Here is a 26756-nt window from a genome sequence, read left to right on the forward strand (position 1 = left end):
AACGGCCCGCCTCCGGGCGAAAGGAGAACCCGATGGTGCACGAGGCCGGACCCGGTTTCGCCCTGCCGGAAGGCTTCCTCATGGGGGCGTCGACCTCGGCCCACCAAGTCGAGGGCAACAACGTCTCCAGCGACTGGTGGATCCTGGAGAACCACCCCGAAAGCTTCGTCCAGGAGCCCAGCGGGGACGCGGCCGACAGCTTCCACCGATGGCCCGAGGACATGGACCTGCTGCGCGAACTCGGCTTCGACGCCTACCGGTTCAGCATCGAGTGGGCCCGCGTCGAGCCGGAGCGCGGCCGGATCTCGCGCGCCGCCCTCGCGCACTACCGGGCCATGGTGCGCGGCGCGCTGGAACGCGGGCTGACCCCGGTCGTGACCCTCCACCACTTCACCTCGCCCCAGTGGTTCAGCGAGCTCGGCGGCTGGACGGCCCCCGGCGCGGACGAACTGTTCGCCGCCTACGCGCGCACCTGCGCCGACGTCCTGCGCGAGGGCGTCCGCCATGTCGCCACCATCAACGAGCCCAACATCATGGCCCTGATGTACGCGCTCAAGCGGCACGCGGCCGAGCACGGCTGGGAGAGCATCGCGCACGGGGCGAACGCCGCCCGCGAGGCCGGGGCCGCCGCCGTCGACCCGGCCTCCTTCGCCCCGGACCCGGAGGTCATCCGGGCCCTGATCGGCGCCCACCGGGCCGCCACCGCCGCGGTGAAGGAGACCGTGCCCGGTGTCCAGGTCGGCTGGACCGTGGCCAACCAGGTCTACCAGCCCGAGCCGGGCTGCGAATCCGCCGCGACCGCCTACGCCCGGCCCCGCGAGGACGTCTTCCTGGAGGCCGCCCGCGGGGACGACTGGATCGGCGTCCAGGCGTACACCCGCCACCGCATCGGCCCCGACGGCACCCTGCCCCCGCCCCCGGACGCCGAACTGACCCTCACCGGATGGGAGTTCTACCCCGAGGCGCTGGGGGAGGCGGTGCGGCACACGGCGGAGGTCGTCGGCCCGCACGTGCCCATCCTGGTCACCGAGAACGGCATCGCCACGGACGACGACGAGCGCCGCATCGCCTACACCACCCGCGCCCTGGCGAGCCTCGCCGAGGCGATGGCCGACGGCGTCGACGTACGCGGCTATCTGCACTGGAGCGCCCTCGACAACTACGAGTGGGGGAGCTACCGGCCGACGTTCGGGCTGATCGCGGTCGACCGCGACACCTTCGCCCGGACGCCCAAGGAGTCGGCGCGCCGACTGGGCGCCCTGTCCCGGGAGCGGCGGCTGCCCGCCGGAGACCCGCTCGGGTCGGTGACCGCACCCTCCTCGCGTTAGGGTGACCGGCATGGCGAAACGGGGCCCGTACGAGAAGGGCGAGGCCAAGCGCAGCGAGATCCTGCACGCGGCCCTGGAGATCTTTGCCGCCGAGGGGTACCGGGGTACCTCCCTGCGGAAGGTGGCGGCGAAGTGCAGCCTCAGCCTGCCCGGTCTGATGCACTACTTCGACTCCAAGGAGGACCTGCTCACCCAGGTCCTGCGGATGCGTGACGAGACCGCGCGGGTGCGGCAGGCGGAGCGCGCCGATCCGCACGGCTACCGCGAGATCATCCGGGAGGGCGCGAAGACCCCCGGCCTGGTCGAGCTGTTCGTCTCGATGGCCGCCGCCGCCAGCGACCCGGCCCACCCCGCCCACGCCCACTTCGCCGAGCGCTATCCGGTGGTGCGCGAACGCGTCGCGGACTTCGTCCGGGAGGGCGTCGCGGAGGGGCGGATCAGCTCCGCGATCCCGCCGGAGCGGCTGGCCGTGCTCCTGGTCGCCGTGGCCGACGGCATCCAGCTGCAATGGCTGATCGACCGCTCCACGGACATGGAGCAGCCCATCGAGGACCTGCTCGCCGTCCTCGACCCGCGCACGGCGCCCGAAGGGGCCTGACCGGCAGACACAGAGGGGCGGCGCACAGGCGCCGCCCCTCCACTTCTTCACGGGTCAGAGCGCCGCCGCCGTCGCGGTCACCGCCTCCGTCCAGTCCGTCCAGCGCGGGTCCGGTCCGGCTGCCGGCTCCCAGGCCATCGCCGTGCACACGTACCCCACGGCGAGACCGCTGCCGGGGTCGGCCATGCCCAGCCGCCCACCCGCTCCCGCGTGCCCGAACGAGCCCTCGCCCAGCATCGGCAGGCCCTTCCGGGGCAGCTCGAAGCCGAGCCCGAAGCGGGTCCGGCCCGCGGGGTCCCCGCCGTCGAGCGGTGGCGGGGGCGGCACGTCGACGCGCGGGGCGACCGCCCGCCGCAGCGTCGCCGGGGCCAGCAGCCGCACCCCGTCCACCGGACCGATCAGCGCCGCGTACATCCGGGACAGCGACCGGGCGTTGCCGATCCCACCGGCGCCGGGCAGCTCGGCCGCACGGCCCTCGCGGGTCGCCAGACCCCGGACCGCCGCCGCCACCTCCGCCTGCGACGCCCGGAGCGCCGTCGAGAGCGGCGCGTCCGGGGCGAGCCCCAGCCCCGCGAGGAAACCGGCGACCTGCTCCGGCGAGGGATCGGGGCGTACGGAGAACTGCGGGGCGAACCGGTGCTCCTGCTCCACCGGCAGCCCGATCCACAGGTCGAGCCCCAGCGGCCCCGCCACCTCGTCGGCGAAGAACGCGCCGACGCTCCGCCCGGACACCCGGCGCACCACCTCGCCGACCAGGTGCCCGTACGTCAGCGAGTGGTACAGGCACGCCGTCCCCGGCTCCCACACCGGCCGCATCGCCGCCAGGGCGGCCAGCCGGGCGTCCCGGTCGAACAGCCCGGGCAGCCCGCACCCGGCGGGATCGGCCGAGAACGCGGGCAGCCCGGCCCGGTGGGTGAGGAGGTCGGCCACCGTCGTCCCGGCCTTCCCCGCGGCCGCGAACTCCGGCCAGTAGCGGGCGACGGGCGCTTCGAGGTCCAGGGCGCCCCGCTCGCTCAGCACGTGGGCGCAGACCGCGACGAGGCCCTTGGTGACGGACATCAGCACGCCGACCGAGTCCGTCCCGAAGTCCGGCGGACCGGAGGCCAGATCGACCACCGGGCGCCCGTGGTGGTGGACGGCCAGCTGCGCGGCGCCGGGGTCATCGGCGCAGCCGCGTACGAAGGCGTCGCGGACGGGCTCCCAGCCGGGCGCCACCCGGCCGGTGATCATCTCAGCCCTCCTGCCGGGCCGTGCGCGCCTCCACCTCGTCCGCCAGGGCGGGCAGGCTCTCGGGGGACAGCGGGCTCTGGGGGAACTCGCAGATCACGTCGAGCGGCACCCCGGCGAGGAAGCGCAGCATCATGGGATCGGCGAGCGCGCTCGCGGACTCGTCCGTGCGGGCCTTCGCGAACGCCTCCATCAGCAGCGGGCCGCCCACCGGGTGCTCGAACCACTCGGCGAGGGTGTTCCGGCCGGTCAGCCGCAGCCCCGAGGGGTCGCCCGCCACGTCGGTCTCCACCTGGGCGCGGATGTCGCGCGAGGAGGCGCCGGCCTCGAAGCGGTAGCGGCCGTCCTCGACCTTCCAGCCGCCCTCGCGCTCGCTGAAGTACGCCAGATCGTGCCGTGCCACGCGGACCGCGACCTCGGCGCTCGCACCCGGCTCCAGGAACACCGAGGCGAAGCCGCGCAGTTCGCGCACGGGCCGCAGGACGCGTGAACCGTCCGGCCCGCCCACGTACAGCTGCACGATCTCGCGTCCGGCGACCGTGCCGGTGTTGGTGACGGTCAGCGTGACGTGGAAGCCGTCCCCGTCCTCCCGCACCGCCAGGTCCTCGTAGCCGAACGTCGTGTACGACAGGCCGTGGCCGAACGGGAACGCGACCTCGCGGCGCTGCGCGTCGTACCCCCGGTATCCGACGAAGATCCCCTCGCCGTAGCGGGCCCTGCCCTCCTCGCCGGGGAACGAGAGGTGGCTCGGGGAGTCCTCGAGGCGCAGCGGGACGGTCTCGGTCAGCTTCCCGGACGGGTTGACCGCGCCGAACAGGACGCGGGCGAGCGCGCCGCCGCCCGCCTGGCCGAGCAGCCACCCCTCGACGAGCGCGGGCACCCGGTCCTGCCAGGGCGCGGTGCGGACGACGCCGCCGTTGGACAGCACCACGACCGTGCGCGGGTTCACGTCCAGGACCCGCCGCAGCAGCTCGGTCTGGGCGGCCGGCAGGTCCAGGTGGTCGCGGTCGAAGCCCTCGGACTCGTCCTGCGCCGGGAGGCCGAGGAACAGCACCGCCGTGTCCGACGACTCCGCCAGCCGCACCGCCTCCTCGGCCAGTTCGGCGTCCGACGGCCCGTCCTCGCCGCCCGGCAGCGCGTACCCGGCGGCGAACCGCACCTCCGCGCCCGTCGCCAGCTCGCGCAGGCCGTCCAACGGAACGTCGAGCCGGGTGGGGGTGACCTGCGAGCTGCCCGCTCCCTGGTAGCGGGGCGTACGGGCGAACTCCCCGATGACCGCCAGGCTGCCGCGCGCCGGGTCCAGCGGCAGCAGCGCGTCGTCGTTCTTCAGGAGCACCACGCACTGGTCGGCGGCCCGCCCGGCGACCCGGTGCGAGGCGTCCGCGTCGAACGTGCCGGGCGCCCCGGCGCCGCCGGTCGCGCGGTCGGCGAAGAGGGCGAGGCGTTCGACGGTCCGGTCGAGCACCGCCTCGTCCAGCGCGCCGGACTCCACGGCGGCGGCCACCTCGCGGTCCGTGTGCCCGCCCGGGCCCGGCATCTGGAGGTCGAGGCCGGCGCGGAGGGCGGCGACCCGGTCGCGTACCGCGCCCCAGTCGGAGACGACGATCCCGTCGAAGTCCCACTCGTCGCGCAGGATCTCGGTCAGCAGGCGGGTGTGCTGCGCCACGGGCACGCCGTTGACGCCGTTGTAGGAGGCCATGACGGACCAGGGGCGGTCGCGGCGGACGACGCGTTCGAAGGCGCGCAGGTAGATCTCGCGCAGCGGGCGCTCGTCGATGTCGGCGCTCACCCGCATCCGGTCCGTCTCCTGGTTGTTGGCCGCGTAGTGCTTGAGCGACGCCCCGACCCCGGCGTTCTGGAGCCCGCGCACCATCGCGCCGCCCAGCTCCGACGAGACCAGCGGGTCCTCGGAGAAGTACTCGAAGTTCCGGCCGCACAGCGGTGACCGCTTGATGTTGATGCCCGGCCCCAGCACCACGTGCACGCCGTGCGCCACGGCCTCGGCCGCGATGGCCGCGGCGACCTCCTCGGCCAGTTCCGGATTCCAGCTGCTGCCGAGGGCGACGGCGGGCGGGAAGCAGGTGGCGGGCGCCGCGCTGTGCAGGTCGAGCTGGCCGCCGTCGCCGGTCTCCCGGGGCAGCCGCAGCCCGTGCGGGCCGTCGGACATCCGGACGGCGGGCAGCCCCGCCGCCTCGGACCCCTCGCTGACGAAGTCCCCGGAGCCGCTGGTCAGGGCGGCCTTCTCGGCGAGCGGGAGGGCGGTGGCGGGGGAGGGGCGGGGAGTGGATCGCTGAGTCATACGAATACCTGTCGGGCTTCCGTGAAGGGGGCGGGGCGAGGGGCGGGCCGTGGCCGTCCGGCGGAGCGAATCGGGGCAAGACGGCATGCGACCCAAAAACGTATGGTGATCGGTTTTCGCTGTCAAGGGTCCCCGCGCGCGGCGTGCGGGACCCCCTCGACCGGCCGGATTTCATTTCGGACGCGGCTCTTGACGGCTAGAAACCGATCACCGTACGGTTTTCGAGCTCGGGCGGTCCGCTCCGATGAGCTCCCTGCTGCTGCCGTCCGTCCCGTCGGCTCCGCTCTCCCCTGAATCGAGGAACGGTCATGTCGGTATCCGGTCGGTCGACCACCCCCGCGCTCCGAGAGGCGTGCCACCCGGCCTGCGCCCCGCGCCTGGCCCTCGCGGCGGCGGCCGCCGTCGCCCTGCTGGCGGCCGCCGCGACCCCCGGCGTCGCCGCCCCGGCCGCCCCGGCGACCGGCGAACCCGTCCGATACGTGGCGCTCGGCGACTCGTACAGCTCCGGGCTCGGCATCCCGCAGCAGACCGACACCGTCTGCGGGCGCTCCGACCGCAACTACCCCTCGCTCGTGGCGGCAGCGGTGGGCGCCACGTCGTTCACCGACGTCACCTGCGCCGGGGCCGACACCACGCACATGGCGGGACCGCAGGACACCGCGGCGCCCCAGCTCGACGCGCTGCGCCCCGACACGACCCTGGTCACCCTCGGGATCGGCGGCAACGACCTGGACCTCGCCGGGGTCATCACCCGGTGCGTCCTCGTCGGCTACCTCGCGCCGCACGGCTCGCCCTGCAAGAGCAGCTTCACCCTGTTCGGCACGGACGAGATCGGCTCCCGGATCAACAACACCGCACCGAAGCTCGACGCGGTGCTCGACGCGATTCACGCCCGCTCGCCGCAGGCCCGGGTCCTCGTCGTCGGCTACCCGTCGCTGATGCCCGACGACGGCAGCTCCTGCCGCGCCACGGTCCCGCTCGCCGAAGGCGACTTCGGCTGGGTCCGGGACAAGGAGAAGCAGCTCGACGCGATGATGGCGCAGCGGGCCGGGACACGCGGCGCGGGGTACGTCGACACCTACGGCCCGTCCGTCGGGCACGACGCCTGTCAGGCCGCGGGGGTGCGCTGGATCGAACCGGCCGACTCGGCCGAGGGCGCCGGCTTCCACCCGAACGCCTCCGGACACAGGAGCACGGCCGATGCCGTACTCGCCGCCCTCGGTCACTGACGCCTCAGCCCCGCTCCTCCGCCGCCACGCCGCAGTGGCGGAGGAAGGCGCGGACCTGCTCCGCCATGTCGACCGCGTCCGGGTCGAGGAGCCACTGCGTCTGGAGCCCGTCCATCAGGGCCAGCAGCTGCTGCGCCACGGCGGCCGGGTCCTCCCGGACGCCGCCCGCCGCGAACAGCTCCGCCAGCAGGCCGGTCAGCTCGCGGCGCAGGACCTGGTAGCGCCGTACGAAGTACCCGTGGGCGGGGTGGTCCGGATCGGACGCCTCCGCCGACAGCTTCGCGTACAGCGCCACCAGGCCCGGCGTCCGGGCGTTGCGGTCGACCACGTCGAGCAGCAGGCGCAGCCGCTCGGCGGGCTCCGGTTCCGGTTCGCCGGGGTCCAGCACGGCGGGGAAGAGGCGGCGCGCGTCCAGTTCGTCGCGACGGCTCAGTACGTCCAGGAGCAGGGCCTCCTTGCCGGGGAAGTGGTGCAGCACCCCGGCGTGGGTGAGCCCGGCGTGGGCGGCGATGTCGCGCAGCGAGACCGCGAGGAAACCGGAGCGGGCGAACAGCTCGGCCGCGGATTCCAGGATGCGGGCGCGGGTGCGCTCGCCCTTCGACAGCCGCCGGGGCGCCTCGGTCTCGGTCTCGGTCATTTCGGTCTCCTGCCGCGATCGGGTCTCGTCCAGCAGAACTTACCGGCTGGTTAATTCCACCGAGCAAAAACCTACCAAGTGGTTAATTCCGTGTGTAGGCTCACCGGCAATCTTCGCCGGGGCGGTGCCCCCGGCTCTCCAGACGGAGCGAAAGACATGAGCAGAACTGCCCGAACCGCGACGGTCGCCGCCTGCGTCGCGGCCTCGCTCGCCCTCGCCGGATGCGCCGGCGACAACGGCGGCACCGCGGGCGCCGGATCGTCCACGCTGAACATCGCGACGATGACGCTCCCGCAGAGCCTGGACCCCGCCGTCGCCACCGGCAGCGCCCTGCCGTACTTCCAGGCGGTGTACGACACCCTCATCAAGCGCGAACCCGACGGCACCTTCAGCCCGATGCTCGCCACGGAGTGGACGTACGACAAGAGCCGCACCGCGCTCGCCCTGACCCTGCGCAAGGACGTGAAGTTCGCCGACGGCACCGCCTTCGACGGCGCGGCGGTCAAGGCGAACCTGGAGCGCTTCCAGAAGGGCGGCGGCGCCTCCGCGAAGTGGCTCAACGACCTGGCGGCCGTCGACGTCACCGACGCCACCCATGTCACGCTGAAGCTCAAGCAGCCCAACCCGGCGATGGAGTTCTACCTCAGCGACGCGCCCGGCCTGATGGCCAACCCCGGGCAGTTCGCGAAGGGCGACAGCCTCAAGACCACCCCGGACGGCACCGGCCCCTACCGCCTCGACAAGACGCGTACCACCGTCGGCACCAAGTGGTCCTACAGCCGCAACGCCGACTACTGGGGCAAGGAACTCCCGTACAAGAACATCAACATCAGCTTCTTCGACAACGAGACCGCCATCACCAACGGCCTCAAGACCGGGCAGATCAACGCGGCGCTCCTGCAGACCTCCGACCAGCAGATCGCCATCGAGTCCGACCCGAAGGTGAAGACGGAGAAGCAGGAGTTCGACTTCCAGGGACTGCTGCTCTTCGACCGCGACGGCAAGATCACCCCCGCCCTGCGCGACCCGCGCGTGCGGCAGGCGCTCAACTACGCCGTCGACCGCGACACCATGCTCGACCGCATCCGCCAGAACCGCGGCCGGACCACCTCGCAGGTCTTCGGCCCCGAGACCCAGGCGTACGACAAGAAGCTGGACACCTATTACGCGCACGACCCCGCCAAGGCCAAGTCCCTGCTCGAGCAGGCCGGTTACGGAGACGGCTTCACGCTGAAGCTGCCGAGGATCACGGCGATCGTCAACGACGCGCTCGCCGCCTCGCTCCAGTCCGACTTCAAGGCCATCGGCGTGAAGCTGGTCTGGGACACCCTCGACGGCGCCTCGGCCGTCCAGAAGGTGTTCAAGGACCGCCAGTACTCCGGCATGGTCATGAACATGGGCCAGTCCACCTCGGACTGGGCGGCGGCCGACGAGCTCGTCACCCCGGGCGCGTTCAACATGTTCGGCACCACGGACGAGGTGACGCAGAAGCTGCTGCCCGCGCTCAAGACCGGCAGCGAGGCCGAGGCGAAGTCGGCCGCCCGCGAACTGAACCAACACCTGGTCGAGGACGCGTGGTTCGTCCCCTTCTACCGGATGAGCTACCTGCACGTCTCGGACGGCACCGTGAAGATCGCGCCGCAGTCCGGCATGGCCGTCCCCTCGATCTACAACTACGCGCCCGCCAAGTAGCGCCCCGCGCCGACGGATACCGAGTGTCATGCTGAACTTCATCGCCCGCAGGATCGCCTCCGGAGCCCTGCTCCTGGTCGTGATCTCCTTCCTCACCTATCTGCTGCTGTCCGTCCCGCACATCGACGTGGGCCGGCAACTGCTCGGCGAGAGCGCGTCCCAGAGCGCCATCGACGCCAAGAACGCGTCGCTGGGCCTGGACGACCCGGTGCTCCAGCAGTACGGGACCTGGCTGTCCCACGCCGTCCGGGGCGACCTCGGCACCTCCTGGTTCACGAGTGAGGACGTGGGCCAGGCCGTCGGCAACCGCCTCCCCGTCACGGCCAGCCTGATGCTCGGCGTCACCGCCGTCACCACGGTCCTCGCCTTCTTGCTGGGCGTGTGGGCCGGGGTGCGGCGCGGAGCCGCCGACCGCTTCGTGCAGGTGCTGGGCGTGGTCGGGTACGCCCTGCCGGGATTCCTGCTCACCCTGGTCCTGGTGCTGGTCTTCGCGGTACGGCTCCGCTGGTTCCCGGCCATCGGCTACACCGGGTTCACCGACTCGCCCAGCGGCTGGCTCTCCACCATCACCCTGCCGGTGCTCTCCCTGTCGGTGGCCTCCGTCGCGGGTGTCTCGCAGCAGGTGCGCGGCGCCGTGATCGACGCCCTGCGGCAGGACTACGTCCGCACCCTGCGCGCCCGCGGACTGCCCGCGTCCCGCATCGTGTTCAAGCACGTCCTGCGCAACGCCTCGGCGCCCGCGCTCTCCGTGCTCGGCATGCAGTTCGTCGGCCTGCTCGGCGGCGCCGTCCTCGTGGAGCAGATCTTCGGGCTCCCCGGCATCGGCTCCATGACCGTCACCTACACCACCCGCGGCGACATCCCCGTGATCATGGCGCTCGTCATGCTCACCGTCGTCGGCGTCGTCCTGATCAACCTCCTGGTCGACATCCTGATCGGCTGGCTCAACCCCAAGGCGAGGGTCGCATGAGTACCGGCCGCACCCTGCGCAGGGTCCTGCGCAACCCCCTCGGCGGGCTCTCCGCCGCCCTGCTCCTGATCGTCGTCGCGGCCGTGCTCCTCGCGCCCGTGATCGCCTCGCAGGACCCGGGCGCCTCGTCGCTCGGCGAGGCGTTCGCCGGGCCGAGCGGCGGGCACCCCCTCGGCATGGACTCGGCGGGGCGCGACATCCTCGCCCGCGTCCTCTACGGCGGCCGCAACACGCTGGGCGGCGCGCTGCTCGCCCTCGCCATCGCGCTGGTGCTCGGCGTGCCGGCGGGGCTCTTCGCCGGATACCGGGGCGGCTGGTTCGACTCGGCCGCCAACTGGACGGTCAACCTCGTCATGGCCCTGCCCGCCATGGTCGTGCTGCTCGCCTCCCGCGCCATCCTCGGCCCGGACGTCCACGTCCTGATGATCGTGCTCGGCGTCCTGGTGGCGCCCAGCTTCTTCCGCCTGGTGCGCGGCATCGTCGCCAACGTCCGGGGCGAGCTGTACGTGGACGCCGCGAAGGTCTCCGGGCTCTCCGACACGCGCATCGTCGCCCGCCACGTCCTGACCGTCGTACGCGGCCCCATCATCATCCAGACCGCGCTGGTCGCCGGGATCGCGATCGCCCTCCAGGCGGGCCTGGAATTCCTCGGCGTCGGCAGCGGGTCGTCCGCCACCTGGGGCGCCATGCTCAACGAGGCGTTCCAGAACATCCAGCGCGCCCCCCGGCTCATCCTCTGGCCCGGACTCGCCCTCGGCCTCACCAACTGCGCGCTCGTCCTGCTCGCCGGAGCGCTGCGCGACGCCCTGGAGGACCAGGCACCCCGGCCCGCCCGCCGCCGTCGCACCGGGCCCGCCGAGACCCCGGCCCCGGACGCGGAGTCCACCGCCCCGCGCGCCGCACTGCTCTCCGTGCGCGGCCTCACCGTCGCCTACGCCCGGCCCGACGGCACCGACAAGGAGGTCGTGCACGGCGTCGACCTCGATGTGCGCCCCGGCGAAATCGTGGGCCTGGTCGGGGAGTCCGGCTCCGGGAAGACCCAGACGGCCTTCTCGGTCCTGGGCCTGCTGCCCGAGGGCGGACGCGTCACGCGCGGCAGCATCACGGTCAACGGCCGGGAGACGGCGGGCCTGCGGGAACGCGACCACCGCGCACTGCGCGGCCGCACCCTCGCGTACGTACCGCAGGAACCCATGAGCAATCTCGACCCCGCCTTCACCATCGGCAGCCAGCTCATGGAGCCCGTACGCCACCACCTCGGACTCGGCCGCAAGGAAGCCGCCGACAAGGCACGCGAGTTGCTGCGCCTGGTCGAGATCCCCGACCCGGACCGCACCCTGCGCCTCTACCCGCACGAGATCTCCGGCGGCATGGCCCAGCGCGTCCTGATCGCCGGCGCCATGTCCTGCGACCCGGACCTCCTCATCGCCGACGAGCCCACCACCGCGCTCGACGTGCGCGTCCAGGCCGAAGTGCTCGCCCTGCTGCGCCGCCTGCGGGACGAACGCGGCCTCGGCGTCCTGCTGGTGACCCACAACCTCGGGGTCGTCGCCGACCTCTGCGACCGGGTGGCCGTGATGAACGGCGGGCGCATCGTGGAGACCGGCACCACCGAACAGATCCTCGGCGCGCCCCAGGACCCGTACACCCGCACTCTGCTCGCGGCCGTCCTGGACGACGCACCCGCCCGCGCCCCCTGGCAGCCCCGAGAAGCAAGGACCGTCACCGCATGAAGACCCCAGACGCTGCCGCGCCCGACGTTGCCGCCGACGCGGACGCCCTGCTCGCCGTGCGGGACCTGCGGGTCTCCTTCCCCGGCAAGGGGCGGCGCGCCCCGGAGACCGAGGTCCTCAAGGGCGTCGGCCTCTCCGTACGGCCCGGCGAGACCCTGGGGCTGGTCGGCGAGTCCGGCTCCGGCAAGTCCACCATCGGGCGTGCCGTCCTCGGGCTCGTCCCGGTGCGCTCCGGCACGATCGCCTTCGACGGCGAGCACATCGAGCACGCCGACGCCCGCCGCCGCAGGGCCCTCAGCCGCGACCTCCAGGTCATCTTCCAGGACCCGTACACCTCGCTGAACCCGTCGCGCACCATCGGGGACACCCTCGCCGAACCGCTGATCGGGCAGGGCACGGGGGCGCGGGAGGCCCGGGGGAGGGTCGCCGGGCTGCTGGACCGCGTCCACCTGCCGTCCGACGCGGCGGGCCGGCTGCCCCGGGAGTTCTCCGGGGGACAGCGGCAGCGGGTCGCGATCGCCCGGGCGCTGGCCCTGCGGCCCCGGCTGGTCATCTGCGACGAGCCGGTGTCCGCGCTGGACCTGACGACCCAGCGCACGGTGCTCGACCTGCTCCTGGAGATCCAGGAGGAGACGGGGGTCGCGTACCTCTTCGTCTCCCACGACCTGGCCGTCGTCCGCTTCATGAGCCACCGCGTGTCGGTCATCCACCGGGGCGAGATCGTGGAGACGGGCGACGCCGCGACGGTCACCTCCGCACCGCGCCACGCCTACACGCGCACCCTGCTGCTCGCCTCGCCGGTGGCGGACGTGGCCGAGCAGCGCAGCCGGCGCGCGGCGGCCGAGGCCGCGGCCGTACCGGGCTGACCTGCGGGGACATGGACGAATCGGGGCGCTCACGGGCGCCCCGTTCGCGTGTCCGGGGGGCTCTTCGGGTCGGAGTGCTATCGGCTACTCAGGGTACTTGTCGCACTTTTCAGAGTGTTACGCGGCATTTATCCCATGCGTATGGCATCTCTTAGGTCGATCGATTGATCAGTACGACAATCATCCCGGCTCGAAGGAGTTCAGCATGCGTATTTCCGCTTCTGTCCGTGCCCGCAGCGTTCGCGCGGGCACCGTCGCGGCCGCCGTGGTCGCGGCCGCCGCCGCCACGCTCGGCGGGGCGTCGGCCGCCTTCGCCGCCCCCGGCGACAGCGGTGACATCGACATCCGCCCCGGCGGCTGGGCGGCGCGCGGCGGCGACGGCAACGAGGTCTGCAAGTTCGTCCTCCAGGCCAGCAACTTCGGCGACATGCCGGCCGTGCCGTGGACCATCACCGCGCAGCCCCCGACCGTTCCCCCGGGGGACACGCTGGCCAGCACCCTTCCCCTGGTGAACGGTTCGGCGCGCAGCCAGGAGTACCTGCTCCCCGAGGGCACGTACCAGCTGGTGTGGATCGTTCCGTCCGGCCCGAAGAACAAGGCGTTCAAGGTCAACTGCACCAAGCCGGCCGGTAACAACGGGTCCGGCAACAACGCCGAGCGCGGTTCCGCCGCCTCGGGCTCCGAGTCGGGCTACGAGCAGCCGTCCGGCGGTGTCCCCGCCGGTGGCGGCGGCGTCCCCGACATGGAGGGCGTCAGCTCCGAGAGCGACTCGAACGTCGGCGCCACCGCCGCGCTGGCGGCCGGCGCCGTCGGAGCCGCCGGGCTGATCATGGTCCGCCGAGCCGCACGCCGCCGTGCCCGCAACGAGGCATAACCCGCGCAGCAGACGCCGACGGGGCCCGAGCCGGGCGTGTCGTCTCACGATGACGTTGTGCGTGACCTCCTCGCTGGTGACCGGCATCGTCTGGGCGAGTTCCGACTCGTCCGACGATGCGGTCGCCGCCGCCCACGGCAACGACGCCGCGGGCGGCGGCGACCGGCCGGTCTCGCACGCACCCCTGTCCCCGTCGCGGCCGGTGAAGGTCGCGGTGCCCGCGATCTTCATCGAGGCGCCGGTCACCGGCCTCGGGCTCGACAAGAAGGGGCACCTCGGGGCCCCGCCCATGAGTAAGCCCAGGGAGGTGGGCTGGTACCGCGACGGGCCCTCACCCGGCGAGCAGGGCACCTCGCTGATCGTCGGCCACCGCGACACGGAGACCGGACCGGCGATCTTCCTCAACCTCAACGCCCTGCACAAGGGCGACAAGGTCACCGTCACCCGGGCCGACAAGCAGAAAGCGGTCTTCACGGTCGACGCGGTCGAGACGTACACGAAGGACAAGTTCCCCGACGACAAGGTGTACGGCAGCACCGGCCGTCCGGAACTCCGCCTGATGACCTGCGGCGGGCGCTTCAACAAGAAGAACGGCTACGCGGCGAACGTCGTCGTCTTCGCCCACCTCACGTCATTGAAGAAGGTGTGACACCCCCTCACCCGGCGCGCCGCTCCCGGACGGCGAACGCGTTGAGGGTCAGGGCCAGGCTCGCGGTGAGCCGCCGCGCGTACGGCACGTGCAGCGACTCGTTCGGACCGTGGGCGTTCGCCCCCGGGCCCAGCACTCCGCAGGCCAGGAACTGGGCACCGGGGAACCGCCGGGACAGCTTCCCCATCAGCGGGATCGTGCCGCCCTGCCCGATCCGGGCGACGTCCGCCCCGTCGAAGCAGGCCCGGCTCGCCCCGGAGAGCGCGGCACTCAGCCACGGCTCCTCGGCGGGCGCCTGCCAGCCGTCCGCGAGGACCCGGTCGGGCGTGAAGCGGACCGCCGCGCCGTACGGCGGGTCCGCCTCCAGGAGCCTGCCCAGCTCCGCGACGGCCGCCGCGGCGTCCACCGTCGGCGGCAGCCGCAGCGCCAGCTTCACCCGGGTGTGCGGGCGCAGCACGTTGCCGGCCGAGGCGACCGGGGGCAGCCCGTCCGCCCCGGTGACCTCCAGGCTGGGGCGCCACGCCCGGTTCAGCAGCAGTTCCCCGGGGTCGTCGGCCACGGCCGAGGTGTCCCCGTACCAGTCGAAGCGCTCCTGGACCCGGTCGCCGAGCAGGGCCGCCGCCTCGCGGGTCTGCTCCCGGCGCTCCGGGGGCACGTCGCCGTGCAGGACGTCGGGGCGCAGCATGCCCGTCGCCCCGTCCTCCACGCGGTCGAGCAGCTGCCGCAGCACCCGGAACGACGACGGCACCACGCCCCCGGCGTCCCCGGAGTGCGCGCCGTCGCCGAGGACCCGCACGTCGAGCGTGCCGCCGCAGGCCCCGCGCAACGACGTGACCAGCCACAGCCGTTCGTAGTCGCCCGCGCCGGAGTCCAGGCAGACCACGAGGCCCACCTCGCCGATCCGGTCCGCCAGCTCCCCGAACCAGTGGTCCAGGTCCGGGCTGCCGGACTCCTCCCCGGCCTCGAAAACGCCGACGCAGCGGGGCCGGGCCGCGCCCTGTCCGGCCAGCGCCCGGATCGCGGTCACCGAGGCGGGCAGCGCGTATCCGTCGTCGGCGCCGCCGCGCCCGTACAGCCGGGTGCCGTCGAAGGACGGCTCCCACGCGGTGCGGCCCCCCGTCCAGCCCTCGCCCTCGGGCTGCTTGTCGAGGTGGCCGTAGAAGAGGACGGTCTCGTCGGACCGGGCGCCCGTCCCCGGGACCTCGAAGAAGATCAGGGGCGTACGGCCGGGGGCGCGCAGGACCTCGGTGCGCAGGCCGGGCAGCGGCACCGCGCGCAGCCAGGCCGCCGCCGCGTCGACGGCCCGGTCCAGGTGCCCGCGGGCCTCCCACTCCGGGTCGTACGCGGGGCTGACCGCCGGGACCCGGATGTGGTCCCGGACCAGCGGAAGCACCTCGGTCTCCCACTGCGCGTCGCAGAACTCCCGTACCGGGCCGGGGTCCGCGAGGATCGGCTCAGACATGGGCGAACGCCTTCTCGGCGGGCGCGAACTCGATGCCGAGCAGCGCCTCGACGGGGGCGTACACCTCGGGCATGTACATCGTCGGGGACAGCAGCAGGTTCTCCGCCGGGGCGACCAGGACCTCGACGCGCCTGCCCACCTCGACGTCGGCGGAGGCGAGCGGCTGCCCCGCCTCGTCGAACGTCGTGATCAGGTCCGGGAACGCGGCCCGGCGGCCGCCCGCCAGGTCGAGCGCCATGTACTCGTTGACGAAGTGCAGCGTGGTGCCGTCGGCGTCGTCCAGGACCGCGACGCCCACGTCCAGGCCCTCGCGCTGCTCGCAGCGGTACGCGCGTACGGTTCCCGCCGCGGCGATCTCGCCGCCCAGCTGCGCGGCCGCGCCGGCCGGTCCGTCGGCCAGGAAGCGGTGACCCAGCTCGATCGCGAAGCCGATGGCGCCCGGGGCGCCGTTGCGGACGGCGTAGCCGACCTCGACCGGGTTGCGGGCGACGCCCACCCAGCCGCCCGCCTCCACGGACGCGCGCCGGACCACGTTGGACGTCGCGTCCAGGCGGCCCGAGACGGCCCCCTCGACATAGGCGTGCGGCTTGCCGCCCGCGTAACCCTGGCTGGACCGGTAGCCCTCGCGGCGGTGCAGGCCCATCGCCCCCATCTGGCTGGAGGGGTGCGCGCGGCCGTTGCACGCCAGGTCGATGACGGGCAGTCCGGTGAGCGCGGAGTGGAACCAGCCGTTGATGGTGGTCTCGGCGCCGTTCTCGTTGGTGTGCAGCGCGACCAGGTCGCCCGGCAGCTCGCGGCGCAGCAGTTCCAGCGCGCGCACCAGATGCGTCGGGAGCACCTGCGGGTCGGGTGCGGCGGGGGCGCCGACCAGGGCCACGGTCGCGGTCAGGTCGCCGTCCGCGAACTCGTCGGCGCTCCACAGCTCGGGCGTGCCGACCTGGAGGGCCAGTTCGGCGGTGCGCAGGCCCCGCTCCACGAAGCCGCCGCCGCCTCCGCCGAGTACGGCACCGCCGTACACGGCCGCGCGGATGTCGTCATGGGTCAGCTGTCGCTTCACGGGTTCTCCCAGGGTGGTGCTGTGCGGGTGGTACGAGGGGATGGAGTGCGGTCCGGCTACTTGGCGGCCTTGAACACGCCGTTGCCGAAGGAGTAGAGGGCGTCCCCGGCGATGGCGCCGCCGGCGAAGACCTCCAGGTCGCCCTTGACGTCCCGGCCGAGCAGGCGCGGCGCCAGGACGCGGGCGGCGATGCCGGCGGCGACCATCCAGCCGGCCATCGGGGTCGTGATCAGCAGCCCGGTCGCGAGCAGGATGCCGAGTTGCCGCTTCGACCCGCCGACGAGCTGCACGATCGCGCCCGGGATCGCCCACAGGGCAAGGTGCTTCGCGGTCTCGACGGACGGGCCCGCCTTGATCGCGGCGACGTACGCGGCGTCGATCGGGGCGGTCTGCCCGTTGTCGAAGAACATCCGGTACGAGACGAGGACGACGGCGATCGCGACGCCGAAGCCGATCATCGCGGCGATCAACTGCTGGCGGCGGCCCTCCAGTTCGAAGGCGGGGTCGGTGTTCTCGCCGCGCAGCAGGTAGCCGGTCTTCAGGTCGTACCCCATGTCCGCGAAGGCCGGACCGGTCGCGGCGGTGAAGCCGGAGAGCACGACCAGCGCCTCCGGCGGGAAGCCGATGAGGATGCCGAGCAGCAGGGTGATCAGGGCGATCGCGAAGGCCGGGAACCAGCCGGAGTGCATGGACGCGATGCCGACCAGCAGCTCGTGCAGGAACGCCGCGACGGACGCGTACACCAGGAAGCCGATCAGCATGCCCGGGCTCATGTGCGTGGCCGCGCCGGTCCCGAAGGCGAGCAGGACCGAGATCGCCAGGTAGGCGCCGAGGCCCAGTCGCATGGAGCGACCCAGCCGCTGCGCGCCGTCCTCCGCGTTTTCCTCCGCGCCCTCCGGCGCACCGGCCGAGCGGGCCCGCGCCGCGTTCGTCCGGCGCGCGCCGAGGATGGTCCGGCCGACCTGGACGAGGGCGACGAGACCGGCGCCGATCATCATCCCGTGCGGCAGGTACATCGCGTTCAGGTCGAGGCCGAACAGCGGGTCCGCGTACTGCGTGAACAGCAGGCCGACGCCGAACGCGGCCATCGCGCCGAAGCCGCCGATCAGGGCCACGCCGAACGCCGACATCGGCAGCGAGAACACCGCGCCCACCAGACCGGTCACCAGACCGAGCCCGAGCACCTTCGCGCGCCGTCCGCCCTCGTCGCCCGCCCGGATCGCCTCGGCGGCGGCGAGCCCGAGCGGCCACGGGTTCTTCGCGGGGAAGGCCGGGGTGTCGTACATCCGGTACAGCAGCCAGGCGTCGACCAGCATCGCGACCGAGACCCCGACCAGCATCGGGATGATCATGTCGTCCATCCCGAACAGGAACGGGATGCCGATCGGCAGGAACAGGCTGTTCGCGGCGCCGAAGGTGGCCGACGAGATGCTCGTCTGCGCCAGGTTCTGTGCGTGGACCGAGCGGAAGCCGCGGAAGGCCACGAGCGGCACGCGGGCCAGCGTCATCGCGGCGAGCGCGCCGATCAGCGAGGTGCTGGGCGTGACGCCGAGGGTGGCCAGCAGCTGCACACCGACGACCGCGCCGAACACGCTGAGCACCACGGTAAGGATCAGATTGCCGGGCGCGAGGGCGCGGGGATGGCGCGCTCCGTCGGCCGCGGTGTGCGGGGCGTCGGTGGCGGCCCGGTTCGTCGCGTCGGTGCTCATGGATCTCCGGTGCTTCCGTGCGGGGCGGCGTGTCCGCCGCTCCAGGAGTTCCAAAATATGGAACCGTGTGTGAATATCTAGATGTGCTGGATCATCTCCGGGGCGCGCCCACCCGTCAAGGGGGTGGGCGGCGGTCTCGGTATGTGGGCGCCCCTTACGATCGGACGCACGGGCCGGAGGCCCGGGGGAGGCAGGAGAACGGTGAGCACACTCGCCAACGCGCGGGACGTCCTGCGGCTGCTGGCGCGCCTTCAGCGCGACCTGACCGTGACGGACGTGGCGGGCGCCCTCGACCTGCCGAAGAGCTCCGTGTCACGGACGCTGAGCATGATGGCCGAGTACGGCTTCCTGGACCGCGACCCGGTGAGCCGCGCCTACCGGCCCGGCGAACTCGTCATGGAGGCCTCGTACCACTTCCGCGCCTCCCGCTCCACGGCGTCGCTGCTGGAGGAGGAGTTGGCCAGGCTGGTCGCCGACCTCGGATACACCGGTTACGTGGACGTGCTCGACGGGGCCGAATCGCTGGTGCTGCACATGCGGATCGGTACCGTCGGCGCCCTTCAGGCGTACACCCCGGCCGGCACCCGCGCGCCCGCCTACGCCAGCTCCATGGGGCGCGCCCTGCTGGCCCGCCTGGACGACGCGCAGGTGCTGCGGCTCGTCGACGCCCGCCTGGAACAGGCCACCGGATCGGCCCCCCGTACCCCCGGCGAGCTGGTCTCCTCGCTGGCCCGGGTGCGTGCCGACGGCTGGGAGTCCTCGCGCGGCGAGTTCGTGCCGAACGTCGCGGGCATCTCCGCCGCCGTCGTGGACGGCGATACGGGGCAGGTCTTCGGCATAGGGATCGCCCTGCCCGCCCCCGAGCTGCGCCACGAGAACGAGGCCCGCTTCGGACGGGCGGTGCGCGACGCCGCGCGGCGCGTCGGGAAGCGGATCGGTGATCCGTACTGGCTGCGGTACGTGGCCGAATAGGCCCTGGGCCGTCCCTCAGGCGAGCAGCGGCCCCAGCATCGCGCCCACCACCGCGCCCGGAGTCAGCACCGGGGCGGTGATCCCGGCCGCGCGCAGCGCTTCCCGGTGCCGGGTCCCGTAGCCCATGCAGTCGAGCACCAGCGCCTCCGCCCCCGCGTCCAGCCGGGCGCGGGCCGCCGCGCACAGGGCGCCGTCGTCGTCGGCGTACGGCGAGGCCGTGGTGAACGCCGGGGCCGGGTCCAGCGCCCGCCACTTCGTCCGGGCCTCCGCCACCTGCTCCGGCAGCGGCACGACGACCCCGATCCGGGCGCCCCGCAGCGCCGCGCCCACGTACCCCGTGAGCAGCGCGTCCGGCTCGACCAGCCGCGCCCGCCGGGTCCGCAGCCCCGGGAACTCACCGGTGCACAGGAGCACCACGACGTCCGCCCCTTCCGCCTCCACCTGCTCCACGCGGGCGGCGAGCGCGGCCCCGACGGCATCGGCGTCCAGGGTCACGGACGCCCCGTCGGTCAAGCGGCTCAGCAGCGTCGCCCGCCCGCGCACCGCCCCGAACCGCGCCTCCACCTCCGCCCGGCCGAGCCCGTCGAGGACCCCCGCGTGCCGTATCCGTGCCGTGGGCGGCAGCTCCGCCTCGATGGCCACGGAGAGATCGGGGCGGGGGGACTGGCCGATGGTCAGGAAGGTCACGGTGTGCACGGGGCCTCGCTTCGACGTTGTTCCATATATTGGAAGTCGGTTGTCTTTCTCGGAACAACGTAGTGCCGGGCACCGTCCGCCCGGCAGGCGGAGGCCCCCGGCGGCGGTCACCGCCGGGGGCGTTACGGGGCAGAGCCGGTCAGTCCGGACCGGTGCCGCCCGCCTCGTCGCGGCGGACCGCCACCGCCGCCCGGTGGCCGGACGGGACGGCGACATCGGCCAGGACCCAGCCGCCCGGGGCGGCCGGTGCCGGTCCGGCACCCACGTACTCCGTCGACGGGTCCGCGCCCAGACCGATGCCGAGGCCCTTCAGATACGCCTCCTTCCTGGTCCACACCCGGGCGAAGGCGGCCGGTCGCAACGCGGGCGCCAGCGCGGCGAGTTCCGCCGCCTCCAGGGGATGGACGACATCGGCCGCCTCCAGGAGGGTGCGCGGGTCCGGTACGGGTTCGACGTCCACGCCGACCGGGGTGGCGGCGACGGCGATCAGGCTCAGGCCCTCGCAGTGCGAGAGCGAGAAGTGCAGGGGCCCGTCGGGGAGCACGGGACGCCCGTGCGGTTCGCCGCAGCCCGGGCAGGGGGCCCGGGCCACCGACACCGTGCGCGGGGCGACGCCCAGGTGGTTGCCGAGGACCCGGCGCAGTCCGACGTGGGCGCACAGATACGTGGCCCGGTCGGTGGGGCGGCGGAACTCCTCGGCCCGGGCCAGCTCGGCGGGGCCGAGCACGAGCGGGGCGTACCGGGCCGCGGTCTCCTCGTGCGCGGCGGTGGCCACCAGCCAGAGCTGCGGGCGGCCCGGGCCCGGCCCGGCCGGCGGCGGGAGCGCGGCGGGCAGCGGCGGGAGTGCGGTGGGCAGGAGGACGGATTCGAGGACGGGTGACGGGCGGGGGTCCAGCAGGGACATGGCTGCCTCACACGGCGGTGACGGTGGGCTCGGGGGCTGCGGAGGCCTTCACGGCGGGAGCGTTCCGCGTCAGGGGGGCGCGCAGGGCGAGCGTGGCGGCGACCGGCGAGAACAGTGCGACGGAGGCGCACAGCAGCCAGGTGCCGGTCACGCCCAGGGGCGCCGAGATCGAACTGAAGACGGCCAGGGACAGGGGCGCGGCCCCGATGCTGGACAGCGAGAACGTGGACATCGCGGCGCCCAGCTTCCCCTCGGGCACGGCCTGTTGGTACGCGGTGACCAGGGCGGGTCCGTTGAGCCCCGAGAACAGGCCGACCGCGCACGCCGTGACCGCGAGGACGGCCGGCGAGGGCACCAGGGCCATGGCGCCCATCCCCACGGCGAGTCCGGTGCCGGTGACGACCAGCTTGACCGGGACCGGGATGCGGTGGGCGAGCGCGGCACCGGCCGCCGCCGACGCCAGGGCGCCCGCGCTGAACGCGGTCAGGGCAGCCGCGACCGAGCCGATGCCCCAGCCCTCGCCGGACGCCCGCAGCGGCAGGGCCACCTCGGCCGGCCAGAGGAACGCGAAGTCCATGCAGAAGCAGGCGACGAACATCCAGCGCAGCCGGGGATGACGGCCCAGCAGCGCCAGGCCGTCGCCGGAGCGCCGGAACAGCGACGCGCCCCCCGCCCCGGCACGGCGCTCCGGCCGGGTCATGCCCCGGGTCACATGGAACGCGCACACCAGCCAGACGGCGCACCCGGCCGCCGAGACGAGCATGACCCCGGACAGGCTGCCCGCCACCACCAGCCAGGCGCCCAGCGGTGATCCGGCCATCGGGGCCAGCCGCATCACCATGGAGAACAGGGAGTTGGCGCGGCCCAGGTGCTCCTGAGGCGCCAGCCGGGTCAGCAGGACGCCCGACGCCGGGCCGGTCAGGCCGAGCAGTGAACCTTCCACCACGGCGACGGCGATCAGCGGCCAGACGCTGTGGGCGCCCGCGGTGACCAGGGCACCGGTCACCAGCACGACGAGCCGGGTGGCGGTGGCCCTCAGGATGACCGCGCGCGGGCCGAGGGCGTCGGCGAGGGCGCCGCCGAACAGCAGCATCAGGGCGCGCGGCAGCGTGGAGGCGAGGATGACGAGCGTCACCGCGGACCGGCCGCCGAGCTGAACGGCCGTCCAGTTCATGGCGATGATCAGCGCGAAGCTGCCGCACTGCACGGCCGCCTGGCCGGTGACGAAGCTGCCGATGCGCCGCCAGTCGGGCGCGGGCCCCGCCTCGGACGGCGGGGCGGTGGGGTTCGTTGTCATGGGTTCGGCTTCCTGGGGTGGGGTTCTGGGGTTGGCTTCGGCGGGGTGCGCGCGGTTCAGCGGTGTGCGACGCGGACGTCGACGCCGGTGTCGTCGCCGCGTAGCGTCGCCGCGACGGCCAGCGCGGCGGCCCGGCCCGCGGCGCGCCGCAGGGCCCGCCGGTCGTGGGCGGCACGGGTGCGCCCGGGGGTGCGGAGTTCCAGGCGGCCGCCGAGATAGCCCCGGCCCGCCTCGGCCAAGGCGCGCAGGGCGGCGAGCCGGGCCGCGTCGGCCACGGGGTCCCGGCCGTCCTCGCCGCGTACGCCGTGACCGACGGGCCCGACGGTGACGCCGGGGGCCTCCCGCAGCACGAACCGGGCCCGTACGGTGCGGTGGCGGCCGGTGACGCGGTGCGGCTGCCGTGTCGGGGCGGGCCGGTCCCCGGGGGTCCGCCGCGCCCCGGACCCCGCGCGCCCGGTCACGGCGTCGCTCCGGCGGACGCCGGGTCGGCGGGCAGCGGTGCTCCGGCGTCGAACGGGCCGCCGTCCGGCCACCAGAGGTCCTCGGGGCTCAGCGCGGCGACCTCGTACTTGCCCAACGCGCTGACGAGCAGCCGCAGTTCGAGCGCGATGCTCTCGACGAGCCGCACCAGGCCGTGTTCCGGGTCCTCGTCCACGGCGACCAGTGCGGCGCGGCCGAGCCCGACGGCCGTGGCGCCCAGGGCGAGGGCGCGCAGGGCGCGGCCGCCCTCCCACATCCCGCCGCTCGCGAGCAGGCAGCCCCCGGGTCGCCCGATCCGGCGCAGGCACTCCGCGAGCGGCAGGCCGACCTGGTCCAGGAAGACCCGGGGCGCCCAGCCGGTGCCGCCCTCCGCGCCGTCCACGGTGACAGCGTCCGCCCCGGCCGCCCAGGCGGTGCGGGCGGCGTGTGCGATGTCGCGGCCCGGGTGGAACTTCACCCACGTACGGGCCTTGGGGAAGTTGTTCCGCATGAAGCGCAGCTGCTGGCGCAGGATCTCGTCGGTGAAGGTGCCCGGCGTGGCGCAGCGCAGCCTGCGCCCGTCGCCCGCGCCGAACGGGTCGGTGACCGTGAAGCGGTCCGCCAGCGCCTCCGCCTCCGCGCCCCCGACGACGGTCATGCCGCCGAGACCCGGTTTGGCGCCCTGGCCGGTCTTCAACTCGAAGGCCAGGCGCCCCGATGCGAGCAGCGGCCGGGTGCCTGGGTCGCTGTAGAGGAGGTTCCAGACCTCCGAGTCGGCGTCCTCGGTGGACTGCTGGACGACGATCCCGCCGACCCCCTCGGGCGCCGCGTCGAGATACGCCTCGATGCGCGCGAGAAGCGCGGAGCGGGCGGCGTCCCCGCCGCGCCGGTAGCCGTGCACCGGGACCATGTTCTCGCCGATGACCATGGGGATGCCGAGGCGGCCGGCCTGCCGGGACGCCTGTACGGCCAGGTCCCCGCTGCCCGCCCGGGTGGACCCGAAGGCCGACAGGTAGAGCGGCAGCGAGGCGGTGAACCCGCCGGTCCGGACGCCGAGTTCGACATCACCGGACTCCGGTTCGCGGGCGAGGTCGATCAGCTTCTCCAGCCGCTCCGGCATGAAGACGGGCGGGACGATCCTGGCCCGGTCGAGCGCGTCCGCACCGGCCGCGCCTGCGGGGCCGAAGAGCTCTCCACCGTACGAACCGGGGTCGGGGAACACCTCGGCGGTGCCGCGCCGGGCGCGGGCGCGGATCTCGCGCTCGGGGAGGCCGGGGGCGGCGAGGGCGCTCACGGGGCCACCACCCCGGGGAGCTTCGGGTAGGCGCTGACCTGCCACAGCGCGTCGAGGCCGGTGAGGAAGCGGACGAGGCGCTGAAGACCCATCCCGAATCCGGCGCTGGCCGGGATGCCCTCCCGGGCCTCCTTGAGATACCAGGCGTACTTGGCGGGGTTCTCGCCGCTCTCCCGCATCCGCGTGACGATGGTCGCGTAGTCCGACTCGCGCTCGCTGCCCGAGACCAGCTCGCCGTAGCCGTGCGGCGCGATCAGGTCGAAGTTCCGCAGCACGCCCGGGCGTTCCGGGTCCTCCCGGTCGTAGAAGCCGCGCGAGCCCTTCGGGTAGTCGTTGATGAAGAACGGCCGGTCGCTCTCCAGGGAGAGGAGCCGCTCGCCGGTCCAGTCGATCTCGCTGTCCGGACTCTGCGGGTGACCGGCCGTCAGGAGACGGGCCACGGCCTCCTGATGGGTGCACACGTCGTACTTGCCGCTGCGGACGTCCGCGAAGTCGGCCTCCTGGCGGCCCAGTTCGGCGAGAACATCCGGGACGGCGGTCCACACGTGCTCGGCGACATGGGTGAGGAGCCCGGCGGCGACCTCCTGCGCGTCCTCGCGGCTCGCCCCGGCGATCTCCACGTCGATCTGGTGGAACTCGACCAGATGACGGCCGGTGGTGGCGGTCTCCTCCGGCTCCACGCGGACGTTGGGCGCGATGTAGAACAGCTTCGGGAAGCCGCGCAGCGACGCCTGCTTGTACAGGATCGCGCTGGTCATCAGCTTGTACGGGCGCCCGTAGTAGTCGACGTCCAGCGCCTTGGCCCCGCGTCCGCCCGGGTCGGTGACGGGTCCCACGAGCGGGGGCAGCAGCTCCGTGAAGCCCGCCCCCCGCAGGAAGTCGCGGGCCGCCCACAGCGCTTCCTGCTGGACGAGCATGGCGGCGCGCAGCTGCGGGGAGCGCAGGTGCTCACCGAGCGGGGGCGGCAGGGCGGGTCCTGCGGCCTGCGGGGCGTGGTCCATGACGGGCTCCTGTTCGTGGCGGTGGTGAGGGGTGTCGGTGCGGTGTCGGTACGGGGGTACGGGGTCGGCCGGCGGCCGGTCGTAGCGGTCGGCCATGTGGTTCAGGGCGGTGAGCAGGCCGTTCGAGGTGAGCGGCGCCAGGTCGGCCGGGGCGTCGGGGCGGATCGGCATCGCACCGGTGTCCGACCAGCGCAGCCGCCCGTCCGCGCCGATCACGCTGCGGGAGCGGCCCGCGTTGTCGGGGTGGAGGCAGAACGGCACGTCGAGCAGGCCGCGTTCGAAGGCGGCGGGCAGCGCGCGGGCCAGGTCGGGGTGCAGCCCGAGCACGCCCTCCACCAGGGCCCGGGCCTCCGTGTACACCTCGGAGTCGTCCCTGCCCATGGGCAGCGGGGGACCGGCGAGCGCGGCGGCCGCGGCGGCGGTCTCCAGGGCGCGGACGTTCTCGGCGACGGTCGGGATACGGCGGGACTCGGCGGTCGTCTTCACGAGGAGCCGGTCCGCCCCGGCCCGCACCGCGAGGCGTGCCGACGCCTCCAGCAGCCGGGTCGCCCCGCGCTCGGTGCGCGGGTAGACGCCCATGTAGGTGTAGAGGACGACGTGGTGGTCGACGCCCGCCGGCAGCAGCTCACCGGCCAGGCGGCGCAGGGCCCGTATCGCGTCCTCGTCCTGGCCCGGGTCCGTCTGCTGGGCGTAGCTCAACGAGACGCTGCGCACCCCGTGCTGGGCGAAGAACAGGCATTCCAGCACGCTCATCGCGACCAGCAGCCCGGGCGGGCAGAGCTGGCCGAGCAGGCAGCCGCCGAAGCTTTCGAGGTGCGGTACGGAACCGGGGCGGGCGTGCCCCGCGAGGAGTTTGCACCCCTCGGCCCAGGCGGCGACGGACTCGCGCAGCGGGGTGCGGCCGTACGGCAGGCAGTAGGAGACGGGCCCGCCCTCGGTCGCGTCGAGACCGGCGGCGAGCAGGGCCCGGACGATGGCCTGCGGGCGGGCGGAGCCGTGGCGGACCTGGACCGGGAACCCGTCGTCGTGCACCCCGTCGAGCAGGGCCCGGGTGACGGTGAGCGGGTGCGTGGCGATCGGGTAGCCGTTGAGCCCGGCCCCCTCGGCGAGTGCGGCACCGGCGCCCGCGAGGTCGCCGACGCGGGTGTAGCTGTCGATGGTGAGCGTCCCGACGGTCGTGGCCGTGGCGGCCCTGGTCCGTTCGAGTCCCGTACGCATGGCGGCCGGGTCGCCGAACCCCATGCGGGGCTGGACCACCAGCCGTCCGGCGGCCGCGGCGGCCGCGACGAACGCGCCGAACGGGCGCGGCGCGGCGGCGGTCATGCCCCCACCCGCGCGGGTGCGGCGAGGAACGCGCACAGGGCGTCCAGGTCGGCGGCCCCGTCCCCGAGGACGGTGTCGCAGCCCGCCGCGCGCAGCCGGGCCGCCTCGTCCTCCCGGGAGTGGCCGGCCGTGCCCAGCTTGCCGCCGACGGCCACCGGCAGGGCGGCGAGCCCCGGTTCGGCCCGCAGCGCGCGCACGGCGGCGAGCGCGTCCCGGTATCCGTGGCCGTTGACGCTGCTGAGCACGACCGCGTCGGGGGCATGCCGGCGACAGGCGGCCGTGAGCAGACGGGGACTCACGCAGGGGCCCAGCGCGACGATGTCGTGCCCCCGCTCCTCCAGGAACAGCCCGAGATACACGAGGTTCCAGGTATGGGAGTCCGAAGCGGTTCCGCTCAGGAGTATCTTCATGCCTCGATATTATTTTTCCGGACCCCTTGCGGGCGGAAGTAGAGGCGGAAGTCGAGCGGCAGTAACGGGC

At 73.8% G+C, this 26756-nt stretch carries 23 protein-coding genes; 10 read left to right on the plus strand and 13 right to left on the minus strand.

The annotated features are described in order from the left end of the window. The first annotated feature begins 32 nt into the window (after positions 1 to 32). Positions 33 to 1328: a glycoside hydrolase family 1 protein gene (locus tag AMK18_RS02990; RefSeq protein WP_073861526.1), complete on the plus strand. Its 1296-nt coding sequence runs from the start codon at positions 33 to 35 to the stop codon at positions 1326 to 1328. A 10-nt stretch (positions 1329 to 1338) separates the two neighbouring features. Beyond that, on the plus strand, positions 1339 to 1926 hold the full coding sequence (locus AMK18_RS02995) for a TetR/AcrR family transcriptional regulator (protein ID WP_018100470.1): 588 nt from the start codon (positions 1339 to 1341) through the stop codon (positions 1924 to 1926). A 54-nt stretch (positions 1927 to 1980) separates the two neighbouring features. Here AMK18_RS02995 and AMK18_RS03000 read toward each other — a convergent pair whose 3' ends face one another. Beyond that, a complete protein-coding gene (locus AMK18_RS03000; RefSeq protein ID WP_073861527.1) occupies positions 1981 to 3156 on the minus strand; it encodes a serine hydrolase domain-containing protein in 1176 nt (391 codons plus the stop codon). Between the two features lies 1 nt (position 3157). Then, positions 3158 to 5452: a glycoside hydrolase family 3 C-terminal domain-containing protein gene (locus AMK18_RS03005; RefSeq protein WP_073861528.1), complete on the minus strand. Its 2295-nt coding sequence runs from the start codon at positions 5450 to 5452 to the stop codon at positions 3158 to 3160. Positions 5453 to 5760: 308 nt separating this feature from the next. Between AMK18_RS03005 and AMK18_RS03010 the strand changes: the two genes are divergently transcribed. Then, positions 5761 to 6681, plus strand: coding sequence for an SGNH/GDSL hydrolase family protein (locus tag AMK18_RS03010; protein WP_073861529.1), 921 nt, complete (start codon positions 5761 to 5763; stop codon positions 6679 to 6681). Between the two features lie 4 nt (positions 6682 to 6685). On the opposite strand, the gene AMK18_RS03015 is transcribed toward AMK18_RS03010, so the two are convergent. Continuing rightward, a complete protein-coding gene (locus tag AMK18_RS03015) occupies positions 6686 to 7318 on the minus strand; it encodes a TetR/AcrR family transcriptional regulator (protein ID WP_073861530.1) in 633 nt (210 codons plus the stop codon). A gap of 156 nt (positions 7319 to 7474) precedes the next feature. On the opposite strand from AMK18_RS03015, the gene AMK18_RS03020 reads away from it, so the two are divergent. From AMK18_RS03020 to AMK18_RS03045, 6 genes are all read left to right on the plus strand, one after another. After that, on the plus strand, positions 7475 to 9010 hold the full coding sequence (locus tag AMK18_RS03020) for an ABC transporter substrate-binding protein (RefSeq protein WP_073861531.1): 1536 nt from the start codon (positions 7475 to 7477) through the stop codon (positions 9008 to 9010). Between the two features lie 28 nt (positions 9011 to 9038). Continuing rightward, positions 9039 to 9980, plus strand: a complete 942-nt coding sequence (locus AMK18_RS03025) for an ABC transporter permease (protein ID WP_018100464.1) — start codon at positions 9039 to 9041, stop codon at positions 9978 to 9980. Beyond that, positions 9977 to 11713: a dipeptide/oligopeptide/nickel ABC transporter permease/ATP-binding protein gene (locus AMK18_RS03030; protein ID WP_073861532.1), complete on the plus strand. Its 1737-nt coding sequence runs from the start codon at positions 9977 to 9979 to the stop codon at positions 11711 to 11713. Before AMK18_RS03025 ends, AMK18_RS03030 begins: the two co-directional genes overlap by 4 nt. After that, positions 11710 to 12579: an ABC transporter ATP-binding protein gene (locus AMK18_RS03035; protein WP_018100462.1), complete on the plus strand. Its 870-nt coding sequence runs from the start codon at positions 11710 to 11712 to the stop codon at positions 12577 to 12579. The genes AMK18_RS03030 and AMK18_RS03035 overlap by 4 nt, the downstream gene beginning before the upstream one ends. 205 nt (positions 12580 to 12784) lie before the next feature. After that, positions 12785 to 13453, plus strand: a complete 669-nt coding sequence (locus AMK18_RS03040; RefSeq protein WP_018100461.1) for a hypothetical protein — start codon at positions 12785 to 12787, stop codon at positions 13451 to 13453. Positions 13454 to 13502: 49 nt separating this feature from the next. Then, entirely contained in the window at positions 13503 to 14102 is a 600-nt protein-coding gene (locus tag AMK18_RS03045) for a class F sortase (RefSeq protein WP_037785566.1), read from the plus strand. A 7-nt stretch (positions 14103 to 14109) separates the two neighbouring features. Here AMK18_RS03045 and AMK18_RS03050 read toward each other — a convergent pair whose 3' ends face one another. From AMK18_RS03050 to AMK18_RS03060, 3 genes are read right to left on the minus strand one after another with little or no spacing between them, the layout of a single operon-like run. Further along, entirely contained in the window at positions 14110 to 15564 is a 1455-nt protein-coding gene (locus AMK18_RS03050; protein WP_073861533.1) for a M20/M25/M40 family metallo-hydrolase, read from the minus strand. Continuing rightward, on the minus strand, positions 15557 to 16621 hold the full coding sequence (locus AMK18_RS03055) for an S-methyl thiohydantoin desulfurase domain-containing protein (RefSeq protein WP_073861534.1): 1065 nt from the start codon (positions 16619 to 16621) through the stop codon (positions 15557 to 15559). The genes AMK18_RS03050 and AMK18_RS03055 overlap by 8 nt, the downstream gene beginning before the upstream one ends. 56 nt (positions 16622 to 16677) lie before the next feature. Beyond that, on the minus strand, positions 16678 to 18330 hold the full coding sequence (locus AMK18_RS03060; protein ID WP_079199213.1) for an OPT/YSL family transporter: 1653 nt from the start codon (positions 18328 to 18330) through the stop codon (positions 16678 to 16680). Between the two features lie 201 nt (positions 18331 to 18531). Here AMK18_RS03060 and AMK18_RS03065 point away from each other — a divergent pair, with 201 nt between their 5' ends. Continuing rightward, a complete protein-coding gene (locus AMK18_RS03065) occupies positions 18532 to 19302 on the plus strand; it encodes an IclR family transcriptional regulator (RefSeq protein ID WP_018100456.1) in 771 nt (256 codons plus the stop codon). Between the two features lie 15 nt (positions 19303 to 19317). Here the strand turns inward: AMK18_RS03065 and AMK18_RS03070 are convergent, their stop codons facing one another. The 7 genes from AMK18_RS03070 to AMK18_RS03100 form a co-directional block, all read right to left on the minus strand. Beyond that, positions 19318 to 19998, minus strand: coding sequence for an AroM family protein (locus AMK18_RS03070; protein WP_073861535.1), 681 nt, complete (start codon positions 19996 to 19998; stop codon positions 19318 to 19320). A gap of 139 nt (positions 19999 to 20137) precedes the next feature. Next, complete coding sequence (locus AMK18_RS03075; protein ID WP_018100454.1) at positions 20138 to 20902, minus strand: 4'-phosphopantetheinyl transferase family protein; 765 nt, start codon at positions 20900 to 20902, stop codon at positions 20138 to 20140. Between the two features lie 7 nt (positions 20903 to 20909). Then, positions 20910 to 22199, minus strand: a complete 1290-nt coding sequence (locus AMK18_RS03080) for an MFS transporter (protein WP_073861536.1) — start codon at positions 22197 to 22199, stop codon at positions 20910 to 20912. Between the two features lie 56 nt (positions 22200 to 22255). After that, positions 22256 to 22660, minus strand: coding sequence for a hypothetical protein (locus AMK18_RS03085; protein ID WP_073861537.1), 405 nt, complete (start codon positions 22658 to 22660; stop codon positions 22256 to 22258). Next, the gene (locus tag AMK18_RS03090; RefSeq protein WP_073861538.1) at positions 22657 to 23952 is read right to left on the minus strand and encodes a glutamate synthase-related protein; all 1296 of its coding nucleotides are present in this window, start codon (positions 23950 to 23952) and stop codon (positions 22657 to 22659) included. Before AMK18_RS03090 ends, AMK18_RS03085 begins: the two co-directional genes overlap by 4 nt. Further along, positions 23949 to 26276, minus strand: a complete 2328-nt coding sequence (locus tag AMK18_RS35585; RefSeq protein ID WP_073861539.1) for an amino acid--tRNA ligase-related protein — start codon at positions 26274 to 26276, stop codon at positions 23949 to 23951. Before AMK18_RS35585 ends, AMK18_RS03090 begins: the two co-directional genes overlap by 4 nt. Next, entirely contained in the window at positions 26273 to 26686 is a 414-nt protein-coding gene (locus AMK18_RS03100) for a cobalamin B12-binding domain-containing protein (protein WP_018100449.1), read from the minus strand. The genes AMK18_RS35585 and AMK18_RS03100 overlap by 4 nt, the downstream gene beginning before the upstream one ends. Positions 26687 to 26756: the final 70 nt, after the last annotated feature.

It is taken from the genome of Streptomyces sp. CB01249 (assembly GCF_001905735.1).
Classification (GTDB): Bacteria; Actinomycetota; Actinomycetes; order Streptomycetales; family Streptomycetaceae; genus Streptomyces.